Raw genomic sequence first — 18,310 nt, 5'->3', positions numbered from 1 at the left:
GAGACGGCAGTGGGTGCGGATCGAGCGGGCCCTCCCCACCCGGGACCGGGCCTCGGCCGATTCGGGGACAGCGGCGTCGCGATGGTTGCCCTGACCCGGACCGACGACCCCCTTCAGGCCTTTGCGCCGACGGGGCAGCCGCCGACGAGGACGCGGTGGGACCGGCCGACGTTGCCCGGTCGGTCAGGAAGCCCACCCCGACGACCTCGACGGGCGAGGGCGCGCATGGCAGCGGCGTACCCCATCGCGGCCCAGGCCGTTGCGCCAGCCGGGTCGGCCCGCCGAGGCCCGCCGCACGCCGTGGGGCGGGGGTGTTGGCTGCTGGGGGCCGCCACCGGTGCGGGTGGCTGATGTGCGGTGGCTGTCGGGGTACCGGCATCCGCGCTACGAGGACGCGGCTCTGGCTGAAGCAGTCGGTGAGGTGGGAGTGGGAGAGGCGATACGGGTGTGGCCCATGGTCTTTCACGCCCTGGGGCCCTCACAGCTCCCTGTCGATCTGGACCAGGTGCTGCGCCCCCGCTCAGGCCGGCCAGGTGCGGCCTGAGCGGGGGGCGCAGCCTGCGGTGGTACAGGTCGGGGACCAAGTGCGGTTCGCCCGGCGGATAGTTCACCGTGGTCGGGCCGGTCTCCGGCGGGGCGGCGCCGAGGCCCGGACGGTCACCACCGCCCCGGCGGTCACCAGTGCCCCGGCCGTCACCACCGTCCAGGCCGTCATCGCCGTCCAGGCCAGGGGTCCTGTCGCCCGGGACAGAAGATCCGTCGCCCTCGACACCCCGGTAGCGGGCCGCGGTCATCCAGTGCGCGTCCGGGGTGCGGGTCACCGGCACGTTCGACCCCCACAGCATCAGGTAGGCCGCGTCCCACCAGTCGCCGGGCTCCGGTACGTCCGTCTGGTCGCCGAACACCTGCGGGGAGGCGATCGGCAGATCCGCGTACCAGTCGTAGAACGACACCATCGGCGCGCCGATCAACGCCATGAACCGGGCGCCCGCCGCGTGCGAGGCCATCGACATCGCCGGGATCGGGGAGAAACCGGCGATTCGGTCCGGCCCGTACTCCTGCAAGGTGTGCACATGAGCCGCCGCGGCAAGCTCCAGCGCCTCGTCCCAGGTGATGCGCACGACCCTGAGCTGGTTTGCTAGCCCGGTCCCTTCGGACCCTGCCTTCCTTGATCAGCTGAGTCGGAGCAGTGGTGCTGTGGTCCCGGAGCCTCGTCGCTGGTGTAGATCGTCCGTGGCGCGACCAGTCGGGTGTCTGGGTCGTCGAGCCGGTGGGCGAGGAAGTCGTGGCCGAGTGACCGGGGCCGGTACCTGGCCCCAGCCTTGCTGGACGAGTGCACGCTGAAGGACTACAGCCAGGCGATGGGGCGGCGGATACGCCGGTCACTCCGGCGATCACAACCGGGCCCAGCCGCCCGCCGTTCACGCTGATCACCGGCGCGCGAGTGGAGAAACCACCGGGCGCCTCCGGGCCACCGACCCCAGTGGTCTTCAGCCCGGACGGCGCCGATGAACGCAGCCGTCCATCACCTCGCCGCACTGCCCCGTCCCGCCGACTGACCGGCGAACCCCTGACCACCCACGGCCCGAAGGCCCCTGGAGAACCCGACCACCGCCCCGGATCCGCACCCTGTCCGAGCAGCGAAATCGCCCCGGCCGCCCGTCAGTTGTCCCTCAACGACATCTCATCGCCCCCCGTCGAAACGGCGCGGCTAGAGTGGGCACCCAGCCGGTGAGCAGGGCACCGCGACCACCGGAACAGCCACCGCCGGAACGACGAGGACGACGAGAGCATGAGCGACAGCGCGGACATCGGACGCTGGGGACGGTTCGCCGTGGAGGCGGCGCGAACCGTTCCCGCCTACCGGCGTTTCCTGGCGGAGCGGGACATCGACGTCTCGGCGTTGGCCCCCTCGGACCTGCCCGGTCTGCCCGCCATGGACAAGCCCGGCTACGTCAACGCCTTCCCGCTCGCCGAGCGGTGCCGCGACGCCGACCCGCGCACGATACAGATGGTGTCGATGTCCTCCGGCTCGTCCGGCACGCCCACGGTCTGGCCGCGTCGTCTCGACGACGAGGAACACGCGGCCACGCCCTTCCGCCGCGTCCTCGCCGGAACCTTCGGCGCGGACAGCCGCCACACCCTCGCCGTCGTCTGCTTCCCCCTCGGATCCTGGGTCGGCGGTCTTTACACGCTTCAGTGTCTCCAGCACCTGGCGCGGACCGGGCTGATCCTGACCATCGCGGCACCCGGCAACGACGTCACGGCCGTGCTGCGGGTCGTCCGGTCGCTGGCTCCGCTCGCCGAGCAGACCGTCCTGCTGGGCTATCCGCCGTTCCTGAAGGACGTGGTCGACGCCGGACGGGCCGACGGCGTGCCGTGGGAGCGCTACGGCATGCACCTCGTGTTCGCCGGCGAGGTGTTCAGCGAGACCTGGCGCGACACGGTGTGCGAGCGCGCGGGCATCGTCAGCCCCGAGACGGCCACCGCCGGGCTCTACGGCACCGCGGACGCCGGCGTACTCGCCTATGAGACCCCGTCGAGCATCCGGCTGCGCCGCGCCGTCGCCGCCACGGCGGGGGCGGCCCCGGTCGTGTTCGGCTCCGAGCGGCTGCCGTCCCTGATGGAGTACGACCCGGCCCTGCGTCACTTCGACGCCGTGGACGGCGAACTCTTCCTCACCACGGACGGCGTGGTGCCCCTGGTGCGCTACACGCTGGGCGACACGGGAGGGACGGCGAGCGAGGAGGCGCTGATCGAGCGGTGCGCGCAGGCAGCCGTCCCGGCGCCCTCGGCCGTACCGCGGCCGGCGGCCCCGTACGTCTGGCTCTTCGGTCGCCCGCTGTTCGCCCTGTCCATGTACGGCGCCAACATCTTCCCCGAGACCATCGCCGCGGGCCTGGAACGGGACGACTGCTACGCGTACCTCACCGGAAAGTTCGTCATGGAGATCCAGGACGGCGAACGGCCCCGGCTGCGCGTCACCGCGGAGGTCGCTCCGGGTCACTCCACCTCGGAAGTCCGGACGGAGAAGACCTCGGACTCGCTCCTCGCCGCGCTGCGCGAGCAGAACAGCGAGTACGCGAACTACGTCCCCGCCGAACTCCAGCCGCCCCTGGTGCGGCTGCGCCCGCACGGCGATCCCGAGTACTTCCCGGTCGGTGTGAAGCACCGCTACACCCGGACCGGCTGAACACCACGCCTCACACGCGGCGGCCCATGAGGACGTCGCCGACGTAGACGCCGTCGAGGTGGAACTCCTCGGGCTGGACACCCTCCACGGTGAAACCCTCGGACTGCACTGGATGCCAGGTGTCCCGCTCACGGCAGCTCCGGACGGTCCCACCGAAGCTTGAGCGACGCTCGCCGCCGGCCCCCTGGTGACTTGGATCAGTCGAAGAGGGCTACGACTCCGTTCACCCGGATCGCGAGGAACGCAAGGGCCCCCACCAGGCAGCCGACGCCCGCGAGCACACCGCCGACCGGCCACGATGCGGAGGGCGCCTCCTCGTCCCTCTTCTCCAGGCTGTCCCGGTAGGTGGCGGGGTCGTCGCAGTCGACGAGGTGCCCGAGCTCCTCGGCACAGGCGGCCCGCACTGCGACCAGTTGCTTCTCCGCGAAGACGGTGGCAGCGGCGGCGGCATCGCCGTAGAGCCGGTTCACCTCGGCCAGACGCCGACGGAGCGTCAGGTCGTGCGGGAAGGATGAGACGACCCCTGCGCAAACGCCGGCGCGCGACCGGAACCCGGCCGGCGGCCAGGTCTCCATCGACTCGGGCAAGGGTCCCCCTGAGCACCTCCGCCGCCGGCAGTCTTCGTCTTGTCCTCCACACCCACCGCGCAAGACGGGTCAGCCTTCCGTGACCGAAGACGGGGGGAGGCCGGAGTCGAGACCGCCCGGGGCGGCACCGGCGTCCGGGGCGACCGCGTGGCGCAGCAGCGGGGGCGCGAGCAACCCACATGGTTCGGGCTCGGCGCGAAGCCCGGTCCCCGCGTAGTAGCGGTTGGCCGCCGGCGGCGCGACCTGAACGCGGAGCTCGTTGCCTCCGGGCTTCAGGGCGTCGGCAGGGATCGTGATGCGGTACGGCGGCCAGGCGCGTTCTCCCACGCGCAGGCCGTTCACGAACACGAGCACAGCTCCGGCGACGGCCGGGAGCGTCAGTTCCAGAAGGACTGGTGCGTCGAGCCGGATCTGCCGTACGTAGTCAGCGGTGCCCGCGAACGTCGAAAGGCCTTGCTGCTCCCAGCCGCACGTCACCGCGATGTGCCGGACCGTACCCGCCTCCTCGTACGCGTCCTCGGGGATTTCGAGTACCCAGCCGGATTCGAGCTCCTCGGGTTCCGACCATTCCGGCGTGTTGTGACCGGTCGCGGCCTCGAAACCTTCCGTGGCACCCGCGCGCCCGTCGGCGGGCTCTGCGCCCCGCCGTACATGCAGCAGGCGCAGCTCGTTGCGCTCCACTCCCAGCACGACCGCGCCCTCGGCCGCGTCGAGGGCGCGCACGGTGCCGTCGGCGGCCACCCACTCTTCGAGTTGCCAGGGCCCGTCCGGCAGCAGGAGCTCCGCTGTCCCCTCGGTCTCGGCGAAGCACGCGAAGCGGAAGCCGTCGGCCCCGTCCGGGCCACCGCGCCAGCGCACCGCCGAGCCCGCCGGCACGTGCAGCGTCGGTACTGTCTGCCCGCGCGGCGCGACGAGCCCGCGCAGGACTGCCTCCTCGGGGACCGCGTCGAACACCTCCACGGCCTGGGCGAACACGGCCCAGTCCTCGGCGGCGGTCTGCGGACCCTCCTGGTAGACGGCGGGTGTCGCGCCGCTCGCGAGCACCCGTACCCCCGCCTCGGCCAGGCGGCGAAGCCGGCGCAGTGATGCGGCCGAGCGCAGCGTCGTCACGGCGGGAAGTACGAGCGCCCGGTACCGGCGGTCCCCGAGGCACAGCAGGTCGTCCTCTACGACGGCAGCCTCAAGATCGCGCTCGTCCACGAGGTGGAAGCCCACCCGGGACTCGGTGAGCGCGCGCGCCCACTGTCCCAGTGCCGACGCCTGCTCGCCGAGCTGGCCCGCCGTCCAGATCGTGCGCAACGGGTAGAGGACCGCCACATCGCTCTGCGGTGACACCGGTTCGAGGAACTCGCTCAGCCGCGCGCTCTCCAGCGCGAAGCGCAGGTGGTGATCGGCGAACCACGGCTCGAAATTGATGCCCGGGGGGAAGTCGAAGCGCGGGTTCCGCAGCGACTCGTGATCGTCGCCGTGGCCGTGGGTCTGATAGAAGCCGTGGAAGATCATCTGCCGCATGCCCTGGAGATGGTGGTTGATCGCCGTTGTGCGCAGCTCCTGAAGGCTGAGCCCCCAGTGGCCGGACCAAGGGGTCCCGCCCTCGGGCGGGGTGAGGAAGTACTGCTCGACCATCGTCCCGCTGCGGCCGTGGTGGCGGGCGACCGAGTCGCCGAACACGGGACTGAGCTGTACCAGGGCGTCCTGCGCGTCCACCGCGGTGAGGTCGCGGTAGCCGTCCACGCCGAAGTGGTCGAGCCCGAAGTTGACCCGCAGATCCCAGTTGGCGAACGCGGTGTCGAGCGTCCAGCCACCGACGTGCCCGAGGACTTCATGGCCGGACTGGCGCAGGCCGTGGGCGTGGCTCCAGGTCCGCAGCCGACCGAGGAACGTCTCCATCGCGTAGCCGCTGAAGTGCTCGTAGAACTGGGCGCGCAGGCTCAGCCGCTCCGGGTCGTCCCCGTCGAGCACGGAGGCGAGCACCTGGGGAGTCCGCTCGCCCCAGCGTTCCCGGATCGAGACAGCCAGGCTCTCGTGGAAGGGCATCGCCGAGCGCAGGTCTCCTGTGCGCTCCGCCCAGTCGTAGTACACGGCGTGGGGCTGGTCGAAGAACATGTAGGCGACCGTGCCGCCGAAGAAGTCACCGACCGCTTCGGCGAAGGGCTGGTAGCCGGCCTCGACGAAACGATCTACCGCGACCGGGTCGACGGGGTTCACGAGCCGGGAGGTCGCGCAACGGGCGGAGACGAACACGATCGTCTCCGCGTCGGCGGGGACGGGCTCGACAAGGCGGACCCGGCATCCGTCGGCCCCGCCGTCCACTCGGTCGACGAGATCGGGTCGCTCGATGACGGTGCCCTGCGCCCTTCGGGTGACGAGCGCGTACTCCACCCGCCAGTCGGCCCAGGCGACGACGCCGCCCTCGTAGTGCCAGTTCATCGCGGTCGGGCCGAGGTTCTCCGTCGCCGACCGTATCCCGCTGAGTGTGCCCCCGCTCTCGCCGGTAGGAATCCGCACCCAGAAGAGATGCCGTTCGCGCAGCTCGTCGTGCCCGGCCACGGCTCGGCCTGCGGCGTGACCGGTCTGCCAGTTGTAGTCGTCATAGATGCCGACGATCATTCCGAGCCCGGCGGCTGTCTCGATGGCGACGCGGCACGCGGCGAGATAGTCGTCGTCCAGGTAACCCTCGATCGGGTAGGACAGGCGCGCCTGCACCTGGAAGCTCCGGATCCCGGCGTCGTACATCTGCCGCACCTGGGCGCGGATGGTGTCCGTGTCCGGCAGCCGATGCCAGAACCAGTAGGCGGCAGGCGCGTGCCACGGGTCCGGGTTCCGGAATCGCTGGAGCGCGGTCTCTCGTGCGGACAAGGGTGTCAGCTCCTCGGCATGGCGGCGAGGCCCGCACGGGCCGCGCCGCCATCAGTACGGTCAGCGGGTCAGTGTTCGGTGGAGTCGGCCGCGGGGCTGTCCGCTGCGTCGCGAGCCGGCGGCTGGGGCCGGCCCTCCCCGCGGGCGGTGTCTCCCGCGGCCACGAGCGAGTAGTCGGGTCGCGGGTCCAGCCGGAGTCCGAACGTGAGGATCCCGTAGAGCGCGGCGCCGAGCACCATGGCTATGACAATGCCGAGCCCGCTTGACGCGAACACACCGGTTCGGCCGCTCTTGGTGAGGAGGAACCCGGTGATTTCACCCAGGTTCGGGTCGGCGCTCGTCACGAGGCCGAGGCCGACGACGGTTCCGATGATCAGGCTCACTATCGCTGTCCAGCGCCCGTCACGGCCGCCGTGTCCGCGCGGATTCGCCATGTCGGTGTTCCAGCCCGCGCGGCGCTGCCGGATGAAGTCGACGAGCTGGATGCCGCCCATCGTGCCCATCATCACGGCGATGAGCGACAGGAACGACTGGAACGTCGCAAGGAACGAGGTGGAGATGAACAGCAGGTAGAAGGCGCCTGCCGCGATGATGATCGCGTTGATCATGGTCGTCACGGAGCGGCGCAGCGGCACACCGACCGCCATGAGCGCCAGTCCGGAGCTGTACATGCCGGTGATCGCGGCCGAGACGAGCGAGATGACGATCACGATGGAGAACGGGACGAAGAACCACATCGGCAGAAGCGCGGTGAGCGCGCCGATCGGGTCGGACGCGGTGGCGGCGCCGAGCTTCGGGTCCCCGCCGACGAGGAGCGCCCCGATGACGAGGAGGGTGACGACGGGCAGGCTGAGTCCGGCGGTCGTCCAGCCGATCACACCGCGCGCCGGGGTGTTCCGCGGAAGGTAACGGGCGAAGTCACCGCCGTAGTTGAGGAAGCCGAGGCCGACCAGGGTCATTGCCATCACGATGCCGCCGACGAACACGAGCGGTCCGCCCGCGGGGGTGTCTCCGAGGTGAGTCCACCGGATCTGAGGCACCACGAAGCCCAGGAACACGACCGTCATGATGCCGGTCACCCACGAGATCCAGACTTCGAGCTTCATGATGAGCTCGTGGCCGAGGACGGACACCGTCATCGTCACGGCGAGCACGAGGACGAACCACAGCACGATGGTGAACGTCGCGCTGGACCCGTCCGCGTCAGCGAACACCGACGGCCACAGCTCGGCGAACAGCTTCGCGCCGGTGGTGGAGGCCAGGGTGATGATGGTCACCTTCCAGCCCATGTTGGAGAGGTACGCGAAGAACGCGGGGATCCTGTTGCCCTTCATGCCGAACGCGAAACGCGTCTGGGTGAGGGTCGGCAGTCCTGTGCGGGGCCCGCCCACGGCGAGGATGCCGACGAGTGCGGACGAGGCCAGGTAGCCAATGGTCCCAGCGATGATCGTCTGCCAGACGTCCAGGCCGAGGCTGAAGACGAAGATGCCGTAGCTGATGCCGAGGATCGAGATGTTCCAGGCGAACCAGACGGCGAACAAGCCGCTCGGTCTCCCGCGCCGTTCGGCATCGGGCACGGGATTGACGCCGTTCGATTCGACAGCGGTGCCTACGCGCCCTTGCTGGGCCGCACTGCTCATGATGTGCGCCTTTCAGTTCGATGTGTGGTGGTGCTGGGGATGAGTTCGCAGGCATGGCCGGGTCGGCCGGCCGTTCGCCTTCCATGGCGTGCTCTGCGTCCGCGTGCGCACGGATCCGTCGGCGAGCAGGGAGCCGGGCGACTTCCTCACGGTTCTGTGGCTCAGCTGAACACAGGGGCGGTCTTCCGCCTCCCGGCCCGGTGTTCGGTGGGCCAGTACAGCAGCACCGGCAGCGGCAGAGCCGCGCTGAGGATGCTCACCGCGCCCCGGCCGCCGGCGTGGTAGGCGATCGAGCCGAGCTGGGAGCCGAGGGCGCCGCCGAGGAAGAAGGTGGCGATGAAGGCGGAGTTGAGGCGAGCCCGGGCACTGGCATCGAGCTGGTAGATGGTGTGCCGGCCGAGAACCAGGGTGGTCTGCACGGCCATGTCGACGAGAATCGCGGCCAGGGCGAGCAACACGATGCTGTGCTGTCCGAAGCCCGCGACGGCGAAGGCCACGGCGGCGACGGCGAACGCGAGGCCGGTCATGGGACGGGCGAGTTCGCGGTCGGCCCAGTGCCCGGCCGGCGGGGCGATGGCGGCACCGGCGGCTCCGACGAGGGCGAAGAGGCCGACACCGACGGAGGAGTAGGGGAAGCGGGGGCCGGTGAGGACGTAGGAGACGGTGGTCCAGAAGGCGCTGAAGGCACCGAACATCGCCGCCTGGTACAGGCCGCGGCGCAGCAGCGCGGGATGCCGTCGCATGAGTGCGGCGGCAGAGCGCAGCACGTGGTGGTAGAGGGCGGCCGTGGTCGGGGCGTGCCTGGGCAGCGCGGCCCACAGGGCCACGGCCAGCAGGGCCGTCAGGACCGCGGAGCCGAGGTAGACGACGCGCCGGCCGGCAGCGTCGGAGACCAGGCTGCTGAGCGTGCGGGAGAGCAGGATGCCGGTGAGCAGGCCGCTCATCACCCGGCCCACGATCCGCCCCGCGGGCGTGGTCCGGGGCGAGACTCGCGGCGAACGGGACCAGGATCTGGGCGACCACAGACGTGGCACCGCTGATCAGGGAGGCGGCCAGCAGCATCGGGAACCCGGTCGCGAGGCCGGCCGCCACCTGGGCGAGGGTGGTGACCGTCAGCAGGATGGTGATCAGGCCGCGCTTCTCCGGCCGGTCGCCGAGCGGCACCAGGAAGAGCATGCCGATCACGTAACCGACCTGGGTGAGCGTGATCAGTGTGCCCGCGGTGGCCGTGCTGATAGGGAAGACGTCCCTCAGGGACGACAGCAGGGGCTGCGCGTAGTACAGGTTGGCGACCGTCGTGCCGGAGGCGACGGCCAGCAACGCGACCAGCCGGCCGGGCACGCCGTGCGCGGATGCGGCACGGTCTGACCTGCGGTGATCGGATATGAGGGGATCGAGCGACTGGGACATGGAACCTTCTTCATGGCGGACGAGCCGGGGACCTGGCTCGCCGATGACGCGTGACGGCGATCGAGCGCCTTCCTTGCTGCTCTCCCCTGGACCAAGCGCGGGACACCCCGTACCGCTTCCCTGTTGAGTGCGATGGATCTCGATGTCAGCTGTCCGAAGGACAGACGACTGTGGAAGTTTCCCCCGGCGGGCCGCTTGAGGCGTCGGCGGCGATGGACGTCCTGAGCCCTCTCCCGCCGCTCCGCCTGGTGCGATCACCCCAGATGCCGCAGGCCCGGCAAGACGCCTTGGCGAAGGGAGCACAAGCAGAACTGACCGGACAGGGCATCGCACGCGCCGGCCTCTTCCGCCGTCGGCGTGCAGATCCCCGCTCACCGGTGGGCGAGAGGAGGACAGAGCTGTCCGTGCCACGGCACGCGGCGTCGGCCTGCCACGTCCACATGTCCCAAAGGGGTTCCCTCCGGGACTTCACGAAGACCTCCGCTCGATCCGCAATGTCGTTTCGTGGCGCAATCGCCAGGATAACGACGGCTACCCGAGACAGTTGTCTTTCGCTGCACGAAGGCAAGTCCATCAGCGTACTGTTCGACTCCTGCGGGGACGTGCGGCGCACCCGGTCCGCGCATGCGGTTCACGGGGGTTCCGGGTGTCGCCGCCGGTGCCGGCGCTCGCCGGCATCCCGTGCCTCCTTCCCGCCCCGGCGGGTGAGCGCGGCCGGCTCGACAACCCGCGCGGCGCGGTCGGGCAGCCCACCGGCGGTTACGGAGCGGCGCCGGCAGTTACCGGTGGAGGCGGCGGCGCGTGCCGGGTCGATGGCACCGCCGTGCGGGGCGCCCGAGGTCTTCCCGGTCACCTCGCCCCACACACGCAGGACCGTCTCCCGGGCGGGCGGCGCCGGGCTTGACGCCCCTCAGGCATTCGGCGATCCCCGCCGACCGGGCCGGGTGGTAGCCGCCTGGCTGGTTCAGCTGCCCGCGCGGCACGGCGGCCGTCTCCCGCGACCGGGCCCTCCCTCGGCGTCGGTGGTGTTCATGCCGGCGCCGCCGGCGGCGGACGTGTCCGCGGGCGGGCCGGGGGACTGCCCGCAGGCACGGCGGCCGGGGCGCCCGGCAGGCTCAGCAGCGCATCGGCGGCGCCGCACAGGCACGGCTCCGGTGCCATCGTCCCGGCCGCCGCGTCCTCGAGGCCCCCTTGATCGGATCCGGACGCCCGGATCCGGACACCGGTCATGATCTGCCTGCTCAGAGCCCGCTCGCCGGCCTTGAGAAGGGTGGCGCCAACCAGGTACCACCGGGTCACTGATCGACGGCGCGGCCTGGCCAACCCCGCCGTCGTCGCCCTCGACGGGCTCGAAGCACTCGTCAGTGACTGATCGCTTCCGGCGCGTACTGCGGGTTCTCCGCCCACCTTCTCCCCCGCGCCTCCTGGCCGGCAACGCGTGCGAGCCCGCGCCGGCTACGCGGGCGTCATTTCGGTCTTCGCAGCTCGGGCCCGCAACATCGGATGTCCCTCCACGACGCTTTCCAAGGCGGCGAATCCCTCGGTCAGTTGCAGGGAGTAAGGCACGAGCATCTCGATCAGTGCCTCTTCTACGTCGGGCAGCTGCTGCACGTGCTCTGGGGTGATACGCCCGTCGGCCAGCAAGTCCCCAGCGTGTGTCCTCACCTGGCGCAGCGCGAACAGGCGGTGCAGCTGTCCGAGGAGTGCCCGAGCTTGCGGATCCGCCGTCTCGCCACCTTCGCGCAGCAGTACCTCCGCCGCGAGCCGGTGTACGTAAGCGTCGACCAGCTGCAAAGCCGGTCGCACGGTTCCGTTCCACCGCGCCAGGGGATCACCGCGGCGTCCCGTACGCAGTCGGCTCCGTGCCCGGCCATGCCAGATGCGCTCGACATCGGCCAGCAGTTCCATCAGGTACTCCGCATCGTGGAGTGAGCGGCCGGCCGGAGGTACCTCTGACGGCGGCATCGGGGTGAAGCCGCCCATGAGCATCTCGCCTGCGGCCTTGACCCAGATGACCTGGTTGTCGCCCTCGGCGGTGACGGTCCCCTCGTTCGCAGCCAGCTGGTAGGCGATCCCGTTCGCCAGCAGCAGGCCCTGTGCTCCGCAACGCTCCCGGCACTCGGTCATGACCGCCCGAGCCTGCCAGGTGATCCAAGCCTTGGCCACGGCCGCCAAACGCTCGACTTCGTCCTGATCCGCGTCCGTGCCGCTGGTCCACCGCTGCACCACATGGCGGTGCAGTAACGTCGCGGCGTAGGTCGTGGCCACCGCGGACAGAAGAGGCGCGTGATGGCTGCGGTGCTCGATGAGGGAGACCTTGCGGCCCGTCGTCATCCCGGACGTGAGGCGGCGGTGAGAGTGCCGCATGGCGACTGCCAAGGCGTGTCGCGTCACTCCGAGGCTGTAGGCGCTCATGCACAACTTGCCGGCGTGCACGCGGCGGACCGACCTGAGGAAACGTTTCCGGGGATTCCCCAGGGTGCTGGTGAAGGTGCCGTCGGGCGACAGCCGTCCCTGCTCGCCCTGCACCATGGCCTCGAAGGGAAGCCGCACGCCGTGGAAGTAGGTGGCACAGTGGTCGACCGGTGCGCTGGCCGTCTGTGGAAGGGGGCGTACCTCCACGCCTGGGTAGTGCCGCCCCTCGCTGTCGGTGAGCGGTGTCAGGAACAGGAACACTCCGTGATCGGCGTCCCCGACCACCAAGCGGGCCGCTACCAGGGCGTTCTTGGCTCCGCCGGTGCCGCTGGTGTTGGGCATCCACTTGCAGGAGCCGGGAGTTGGTGTGTCAAGGATGAAGCCGCCCGTGGCGAAGTCGAACCGTGCTGTCGTCTCCAAGGCCGCGGCGTCGTTGCCGTGATCCAACTCGGTGCACAGAAACGTACCGATGCGCTCGATGTTGCTGTAGACGGACAGGTCCCGTCCGTCGCGGTCATGGTCCAGCAGGCTGCCGATATGCAGATTCCAGTGGATGCTCGCGATCGTCGCCATGCCTGCGTCCACCACCCCCGCCCACTCGTGCATGGCCGCGAGCAGCTCGATGTCCGAGGCGAGACCGACGGGGTCCGGCACGGCTTCGGCGATGATCCTGAGCCGCTCGTACGACAGCGCCGTGCGGTCCTGTGGACTGAGGCCTTCCTGGAAGGCGAAACGATGTCCGCTGAACAGGCGTCTCCAGGGCTCGTGGATCTGCTCTGCGCGGGGTCCTAACAGGATACGAGCGAGTTCTGCGGATATGTCCTGGTCATGAGCTATTTGGGTGGCGGTCACGCTGGGAAAGATAGTGGAATTGATCACTCCGCACACCGTGATGATCAACACGATTGGGCGTCTGTCGAAAGTGGAATAGACCTTTCTCGGTCGGGTGAGCATCGTGTGCAGAGATCGCGACGCAGGGAAGGGTCGCGCCGCTCTTCCCTGCTCAGTGCTGCCCGTGCCCCGTCCAAGGGGCGCACCGACAGATCAGGTTCTCGACGGCGAGAACCTGTCGAAATACCGGGAAGGGGAAATTCCTGAAATACGCGGACCGAAACCCACAGGCCCCGGCATGCCCAGTGGTGGCCGGGGAGGATCGCGCACTGGATCCCTTGCACATTGCGAGAGACGCGATGGGTCCGCGGCAATGAGGGGGAGTTCGCTTTACTGGAACCCTGTTATCGGTGGTTCACCGCTCTCCGCAAGCCCTGGCGCTGGACGGGGCCGTCGAACACCGGGGCCCGCGCGCGTACAGCCTGGCATGCACGCTTCCTGCCGGGTCCTGTCCGACGAAGGCGAGGTGGATTCCGGCTCGGTAGCGGTCGGAGAGCGGACGGGAGGCGTCGGACGGTGTTGTAGCGGTGGAGCCGGCGGACGAGGCCGAGGCGGGCCTCGTGCTCGTCCCTCCGGTCCCTGCGGCGCTGGAGTATCTCGCGATGGCGGGTGGCGTTGCACGGCTCTGCCAGAGCGTTGTCCGCCGAGCCGCCGATGGCGCCATGGACTGGGTCACGCCGGTCCGGCGGCAGGCGTCGGCGAAGGCCCGGCGCAGTACCGCGCCCCCTGATCGGTGTGCATCACGGCGCCGGCGAGGCTGCCGCGGGTCCGCTCGGCTGCTTCCAGGATGTCGACGACGAGGTCGGCGGGCATGTGGGCGGCGATCGGCCACCCGGCCGGGCGCCGTGAGCGGAGACCGATCACGGTCGCGAGACAGCGGAACCTCCCGTCGGCCGGCGGCAGCTCAGTGATGTCACCGATGTACGTCCGGTTCACCTCGTCCGCGGTGTGGTTGCGGCCGATCGGCACCTTCGCCGCGGCGGGGTCCGGGATGGTCCTGCGATGCTTCCTGAGCGGGCGGAGTCCGGCGGGCCCGATGCCCGCATACGGATCCGGGTGCCCGACCGTGCGCGGCACCCGGACTCGCCATAGGCCTGACGGCAGTCAGTTCTTGTGCTCGCCCAGCTGCTCGACGTAGTCCTGGGCCTTGTCGACAGCCGTGTCGATCTTCTCGCTGTACTTGCCGTCGGTCCTGTCGTCGATGAAGTCGCCGACCTTCTCAAGCCCTTCGGAGATCTTGTCGCCGTGGGCTGCGGCGAGATCCTCGGCCTTGTCCTTGAGGTTCTTCAGGGCGTCGAACATGCCTGGTTCTGTCTCCTTGGCGGGTGTACTGCCTGTCAGGGATCATGTTCCCACGGAGGCAGCGGCGGACGAAGGGAGCATGGGCGCACCAGTGCCGTTGTATCTCCCGAGCGCGTGGACCTCCGACCGTGGGCGATGTCGCGCGGCCAGCGTTCCGGACAACGTCGACCTCGCCACGAAACCTGTCCTCGTTCGCCGCGTGGTCGAGCGTGCTCTGGCGGTGGGGGTTCCGTTCGGGCGGGTGCCCGCTGACGCGGTATACGGAGGGGCCGGCCGGTTGCGTCTACGGCTCGCCTCGTGTGATCTGGTCAGGCATCCGCTCCATCTGCCGTTCGGTCGGCCGGCCCAGGGAGCCCGGCGGGGCATGCTGGTCGGCGGGCCGCGAGCGGCCGGAGGGCTCCGGCGCACGGTGCCGTCGTGCCGGCCGGGGCCGGCTCCCCTGCCTCGGCGGGTGAGCGCCGCCCAGGTCACCGGCGTACCGGGCGGGCACGGGGACCGGATCGGGGAGCGGGGCCCTGTGCCGGGCGCCGCGCGGCGTACGGGACGTCGTCGCGGAGCGGGGGCAGCCTGCGGCCACGGGGCCGGCGAGGCCGGACCCGACACGACCGGACAAGAGGTCTACACCTGACAGCGCACAAGCTCTTGCCTGTGAAGGTACTGCGCAGCGGCCCGGCGTGACCGAGGACAGTTGCGCGTACATCATGAGGCGTCCGCGAAAACCCAGCCAACCGGTGAGTGTCACGGCGTCTGTCGATCATATGGCGCCTGGCACGACCCCGGTCCCACGTGCCTCCTGGAGAGGTGAACGAGTCGATGCACACTCCGCCGACGCGTTTCCCCACGTGTGAGCGACACCGTCGTCGACACCGGCCGGAACACCATGCCTGTCGGCTCCACAGGACCCCGCCGCCTCCGTGAACCGACTCCGGCGGGCGACGCCCCGTCCGTCCGACGCACCCGCGCGACGAGGCGACGGCGGCGGAACGCAGCCCGGGCGAGGCACCGTCGGCCCGCCGCCCGCCCGGCGAAGGCAGCACACGCTCACACGCGCGCCCGGTGAGGGAGCGGCCACCGGCCGCCGCTCCGGCGCCTGACCTCCCGAGGACCCCCATGCACCGTTTCCAACGAACGTACGAATCCGGCGGAGCTGACGACCGGCGACTGCCGCTGCGAGGCCGGGAGGAGGAGATGCGCTTCCTGCGCGCGCGCTTCGAGGCCCTGCTCCGGGGACACGGCGGTGTCGTCCACCTCGAAGGGCCGTCGGGCAGCGGCAAGACCCGCTTGCTGGCCGAGGCCCGTGCCGTCGCGCTCCAGCAGGGAATCCGGGTGTTCCAGGCGGGTGCGGACCCGGATGACCGGTTCGTCCCTCTGGGCCCTGTGCTGGACGGTGTGTCGACGGGTGGCGGACAGCTCTTCGACACGGACAGGCTCCGTGGTCTCGCGGCGGAGCCCGAGCAACGGTTCTGGCTGCTCCAGGAGTTGCAGGACGGGCTCGAACGAGCGGCGCTCGACACCCCGCTGCTCGTCACCGTGGACGACGGCCAGTGGCTGGACGACATGACACTGCTGGCTCTGCGCGTACTCCCGGCCCGGCTGGCCGACCACCGGATCCTGTGGATCGTGGCCGCACGCAGCGGGGTCCGGGCGCCTGCCGTGTCCTCGGTCCTGGAGAACCTGAAGAAGTCCGGTGCCCGTCACCTGCGCCTCAACGCCCTGACCGACGAGGACGTCGCCGGGGTCACCGAGGACGTCCTCGGGGCGCCGCCCGACGCCGGGACCCTGCGTGCCGTCCGCCGTGCGCAGGGCGTTCCCCTGCTCCTGATCGAACTGCTGCGTGGCCTGCGCGACGAACACGCCGTGATCGTCGAGAACGACAGGGCACGGATCACCACCGACCGCCTTCCCGCCAGCTTCCACGCCTCCGTGCGACAACGGATCGATCAACTCGGCGCACCGGCCAGGGACGTGGTGCAGACCGCGTCCGCGGTGGGCCGCAGTGTCAGCGTCGGTCTGCTCGCCGAACTGCTCGATCGGTCCCCGGCGGCACTCATCGCACCGGTACAGGAGTTGCTCGGCACCGACCTGCTGTTCGAGGAAGACGACCGCCTGCACTTCCGCCATGACCTGATCCGCGAGGCCGTCGAGAGCGGCCTGCCCTCGTCGGTGCGTACGGCGCTGCGCCGTTGCGCCGCGGACGCCCTGCTGAAACGGAACGCGCCGCTGACCGAGGTGGCCGCCCTGCTGGTGGACAGTGCGGAGCCGGGCGATCAGGCGGCCGTCCGGCTGTTGCGGACGGCCGCGCAGGAACTCGCCGCCACCTCGCCGGTGTCGGCGGTGCACCTCAGCCGCCGGGCGCTGGAGCTGACGGCCGAAGACGACCCGGAACGGCCGGCACTCCTTGCAGAAACGGTTCTTCTGCTCTGGCAGACGGGACAGCCGGCCCAGGCCAGACTACTCGCCTCGACCGCGCTGCCAGGTGAGCGGGAGCCTGAGGCCGAGGCACGGTTGCGGCTCGGCCTGGCACGCGTGTCGAGCCAGTACAGCTTCGCGGAGGCGGCCGAGCAGGCCGGCGTCGGAGCCGCTCTCGCCGGCCTTCCGGACACACTGCGAGCCGAACTGCTGGCACTGCGGTGCCTGAACCTCTCCATGGTGGGCGATCTCGACGCGACCGCCACCGTGGTGGCCGAGACACTCGAGGTCGCCGCACGGGCCCGCAACAGGACGGCCTGGGCCACAGCGACCGCCGTCGAGTCGGTGGTGCGCTTCTACCAACTGGACTGGGACTCCGCGTTCGCACGCGCGAACCAGGCCGCGGCCGTGGCGGCGGACGTGGGGATCAACCATTCGCTCTGGGTACCGGAGGCCCTGTGGGAGGCCTTCCTGCTCAACGCGGCCGGCCGCTCACCCGAGGCGCTCGCCGAGTCCCAGGCCGGCATTCGCGAGGCGCAGCGGCAGGGCCAGGCGGCTGCCACGTACCTGTGGACCACGAACCGCGCCCGGGCCCTGCTGGACGCGGGCCGGCTGGAGGACGCCCAGGTCGAGGCGGAAGCCGCGGTCACCATGTTCGACGACCTGAGCACGGGCAACTTCGCCGACACCACCCTGCTGTACGCGCTCGGCCGTGCCGCCGTGTACCGGAACGACCTTGAGGCGGCCCGGCGGTACGCGAAGGAAGCCGAACGCATGCTGGACGATGCGGCGATCCTCGTACGCAACTCCGGCTCGTGGCTGATCGCGCTGGTGACCGACGCCGAAGGCCGCCCCCAGGAGGCCATGGAGGTCCTCGACGAGGCGGTGAGCACGTTCGACAAGGCCGGCCCCTCCCTCGCCACCCCCGATGATCCGGCCGACCTTCCCGTCTTCGTCCGCATGGCCCTGCGGGCCGGGGCGGTGGAGCGTGCCGCTGCCGCGGTGCGGATCGCCGTGCACCGGGCGACCGTCGGCTCGCGGTACCCGATCCTGCCGGCGGCGGCTGCCCACGCCCGCGGGCTGTTCGACAACGACCTGTCCCTCCTGCTGCAAGCCGTCGACCTGTACCAGGACATCCCCCGCCTGCTTCCCCGTGCCTCGGCGCTCGAAGACGTCGGACGTAAACTCCTGCCCATCCGTACGGTGGACGCGGTGCCGTACCTCGACCGGGCACTCGACCTGTACACCGAGGCGGGCGCCGAGCGAGAGGCGGCGCGGGTCCGCCGTCGGCTGCGTGCGGCGGGGGCACCCCGGCGCCGTACGACGTCCAGGGGCACCGTCAAGGGGTGGCCGGAGCTGACGGTCTCGGAAGTGACGGTGATCCGGCTGGTGGCGCAGGGGCTGACGAACAGACAGGTCGCGCAGCGCCTCGAAAACTCACCGCACACCGTGAACACACACCTGCGGCACGCGTTCACCAAACTCGGAACCACCTCCCGGGCGGAACTCACCCAGCTCGTCAGGGCCCGTGAACACGTAGAGTGACCCCTTCGTATCACCTGGGCGTCCGCCGTACTCCGTGAGAACGGGCGATGTGGCGCCGT

General features: G+C 70.5%; 10 protein-coding genes and 4 pseudogenes. 3 read left to right on the top strand and 11 right to left on the bottom strand.

Annotation, left to right across the window (positions count from 1 at the left end):
* Positions 1-770: 770 nt before the first annotated feature.
* Positions 771-1,124, bottom strand: a pseudogene (locus tag IE294_RS36595) (molybdopterin-dependent oxidoreductase); the annotation flags it as partial.
* Positions 1,125-1,792: 668 nt separating this feature from the next.
* Between IE294_RS36595 and IE294_RS36590 the strand changes: the two are divergent.
* Positions 1,793-3,193, top strand: a complete 1,401-nt coding sequence (locus IE294_RS36590) for a phenylacetate--CoA ligase family protein (protein ID WP_189893403.1) — start codon at positions 1,793-1,795, stop codon at positions 3,191-3,193.
* 10 nt (positions 3,194-3,203) lie between these two features.
* On the opposite strand, the pseudogene IE294_RS36585 reads toward IE294_RS36590, so the two are convergent.
* The 10 genes and pseudogenes from IE294_RS36585 to IE294_RS36545 form a co-directional block, all read right to left on the bottom strand.
* Positions 3,204-3,299 (bottom strand): annotated as a pseudogene (locus IE294_RS36585) (GNAT family N-acetyltransferase); the annotation flags it as partial.
* Between the two features lie 91 nt (positions 3,300-3,390).
* Positions 3,391-3,811, bottom strand: a pseudogene (locus IE294_RS36580) (DUF6584 family protein).
* Between the two features lie 38 nt (positions 3,812-3,849).
* Entirely contained in the window at positions 3,850-6,639 is a 2,790-nt protein-coding gene (locus IE294_RS36575) for a hypothetical protein (protein WP_189893401.1), read from the bottom strand.
* A gap of 68 nt (positions 6,640-6,707) precedes the next feature.
* Entirely contained in the window at positions 6,708-8,279 is a 1,572-nt protein-coding gene (locus IE294_RS36570; protein WP_268252836.1) for a purine-cytosine permease family protein, read from the bottom strand.
* Positions 8,280-8,440: 161 nt separating this feature from the next.
* Positions 8,441-9,223, bottom strand: coding sequence for an MFS transporter (locus tag IE294_RS48135; RefSeq protein WP_229917683.1), 783 nt, complete (start codon positions 9,221-9,223; stop codon positions 8,441-8,443).
* A gap of 76 nt (positions 9,224-9,299) precedes the next feature.
* Positions 9,300-9,689: pseudogene (locus IE294_RS48130) on the bottom strand (MFS transporter); the annotation flags it as partial.
* Positions 9,690-9,834: 145 nt separating this feature from the next.
* Positions 9,835-10,131, bottom strand: a complete 297-nt coding sequence (locus IE294_RS36560; protein ID WP_229917681.1) for a WhiB family transcriptional regulator — start codon at positions 10,129-10,131, stop codon at positions 9,835-9,837.
* Positions 10,132-11,144: 1,013 nt separating this feature from the next.
* On the bottom strand, positions 11,145-13,007 hold the full coding sequence (locus tag IE294_RS36555; RefSeq protein ID WP_189893399.1) for an acyl-CoA dehydrogenase family protein: 1,863 nt from the start codon (positions 13,005-13,007) through the stop codon (positions 11,145-11,147).
* A 660-nt stretch (positions 13,008-13,667) separates the two neighbouring features.
* On the bottom strand, positions 13,668-14,072 hold the full coding sequence (locus tag IE294_RS36550) for a DDE-type integrase/transposase/recombinase (protein WP_189893397.1): 405 nt from the start codon (positions 14,070-14,072) through the stop codon (positions 13,668-13,670).
* Positions 14,073-14,099: 27 nt separating this feature from the next.
* Entirely contained in the window at positions 14,100-14,297 is a 198-nt protein-coding gene (locus IE294_RS36545; RefSeq protein ID WP_189819198.1) for an antitoxin, read from the bottom strand.
* On the opposite strand from IE294_RS36545, the gene IE294_RS49150 reads away from it, so the two are divergent.
* Together IE294_RS49150 and IE294_RS36535 are read left to right on the top strand one after the other, a co-directional pair.
* On the top strand, positions 14,296-14,925 hold the full coding sequence (locus IE294_RS49150; RefSeq protein WP_373315913.1) for a transposase: 630 nt from the start codon (positions 14,296-14,298) through the stop codon (positions 14,923-14,925). The two genes, IE294_RS36545 and IE294_RS49150, sit on opposite strands and share 2 nt — an antisense overlap.
* A gap of 482 nt (positions 14,926-15,407) precedes the next feature.
* The gene (locus IE294_RS36535) at positions 15,408-18,251 is read left to right on the top strand and encodes an ATP-binding protein (protein WP_189893393.1); all 2,844 of its coding nucleotides are present in this window, start codon (positions 15,408-15,410) and stop codon (positions 18,249-18,251) included.
* Positions 18,252-18,310: the final 59 nt, after the last annotated feature.

Source organism: Streptomyces canarius (assembly GCF_014650735.1).
Classification (GTDB): Bacteria; Actinomycetota; Actinomycetes; order Streptomycetales; family Streptomycetaceae; genus Streptomyces; species Streptomyces olivaceoviridis.
The sequence above is the reverse complement of the archived record's forward strand: the minus strand, read 5'-3'. Positions and strand labels throughout refer to the sequence as shown.

Excerpts from the sequence above, each read along its gene's own strand:
- IE294_RS49150 (WP_373315913.1), top strand. The coding sequence starts at position 14,296 with ATGCCTGGTTCTGTCTCCTTGGCGGGTGTACTGCCTGTCAGGGATCAT.
- IE294_RS48135 (WP_229917683.1), bottom strand. The coding sequence starts at position 9,223 with ATGAGCGGCCTGCTCACCGGCATCCTGCTCTCCCGCACGCTCAGCAGC.
- IE294_RS36545 (WP_189819198.1), bottom strand. The coding sequence starts at position 14,297 with ATGTTCGACGCCCTGAAGAACCTCAAGGACAAGGCCGAGGATCTCGCC.
- IE294_RS36590 (WP_189893403.1), top strand. The coding sequence starts at position 1,793 with ATGAGCGACAGCGCGGACATCGGACGCTGGGGACGGTTCGCCGTGGAG.
- IE294_RS36560 (WP_229917681.1), bottom strand. The coding sequence starts at position 10,131 with ATGTGGACGTGGCAGGCCGACGCCGCGTGCCGTGGCACGGACAGCTCT.
- IE294_RS36535 (WP_189893393.1), top strand. The coding sequence starts at position 15,408 with ATGCACCGTTTCCAACGAACGTACGAATCCGGCGGAGCTGACGACCGG.
- IE294_RS36570 (WP_268252836.1), bottom strand. The coding sequence starts at position 8,279 with ATGAGCAGTGCGGCCCAGCAAGGGCGCGTAGGCACCGCTGTCGAATCG.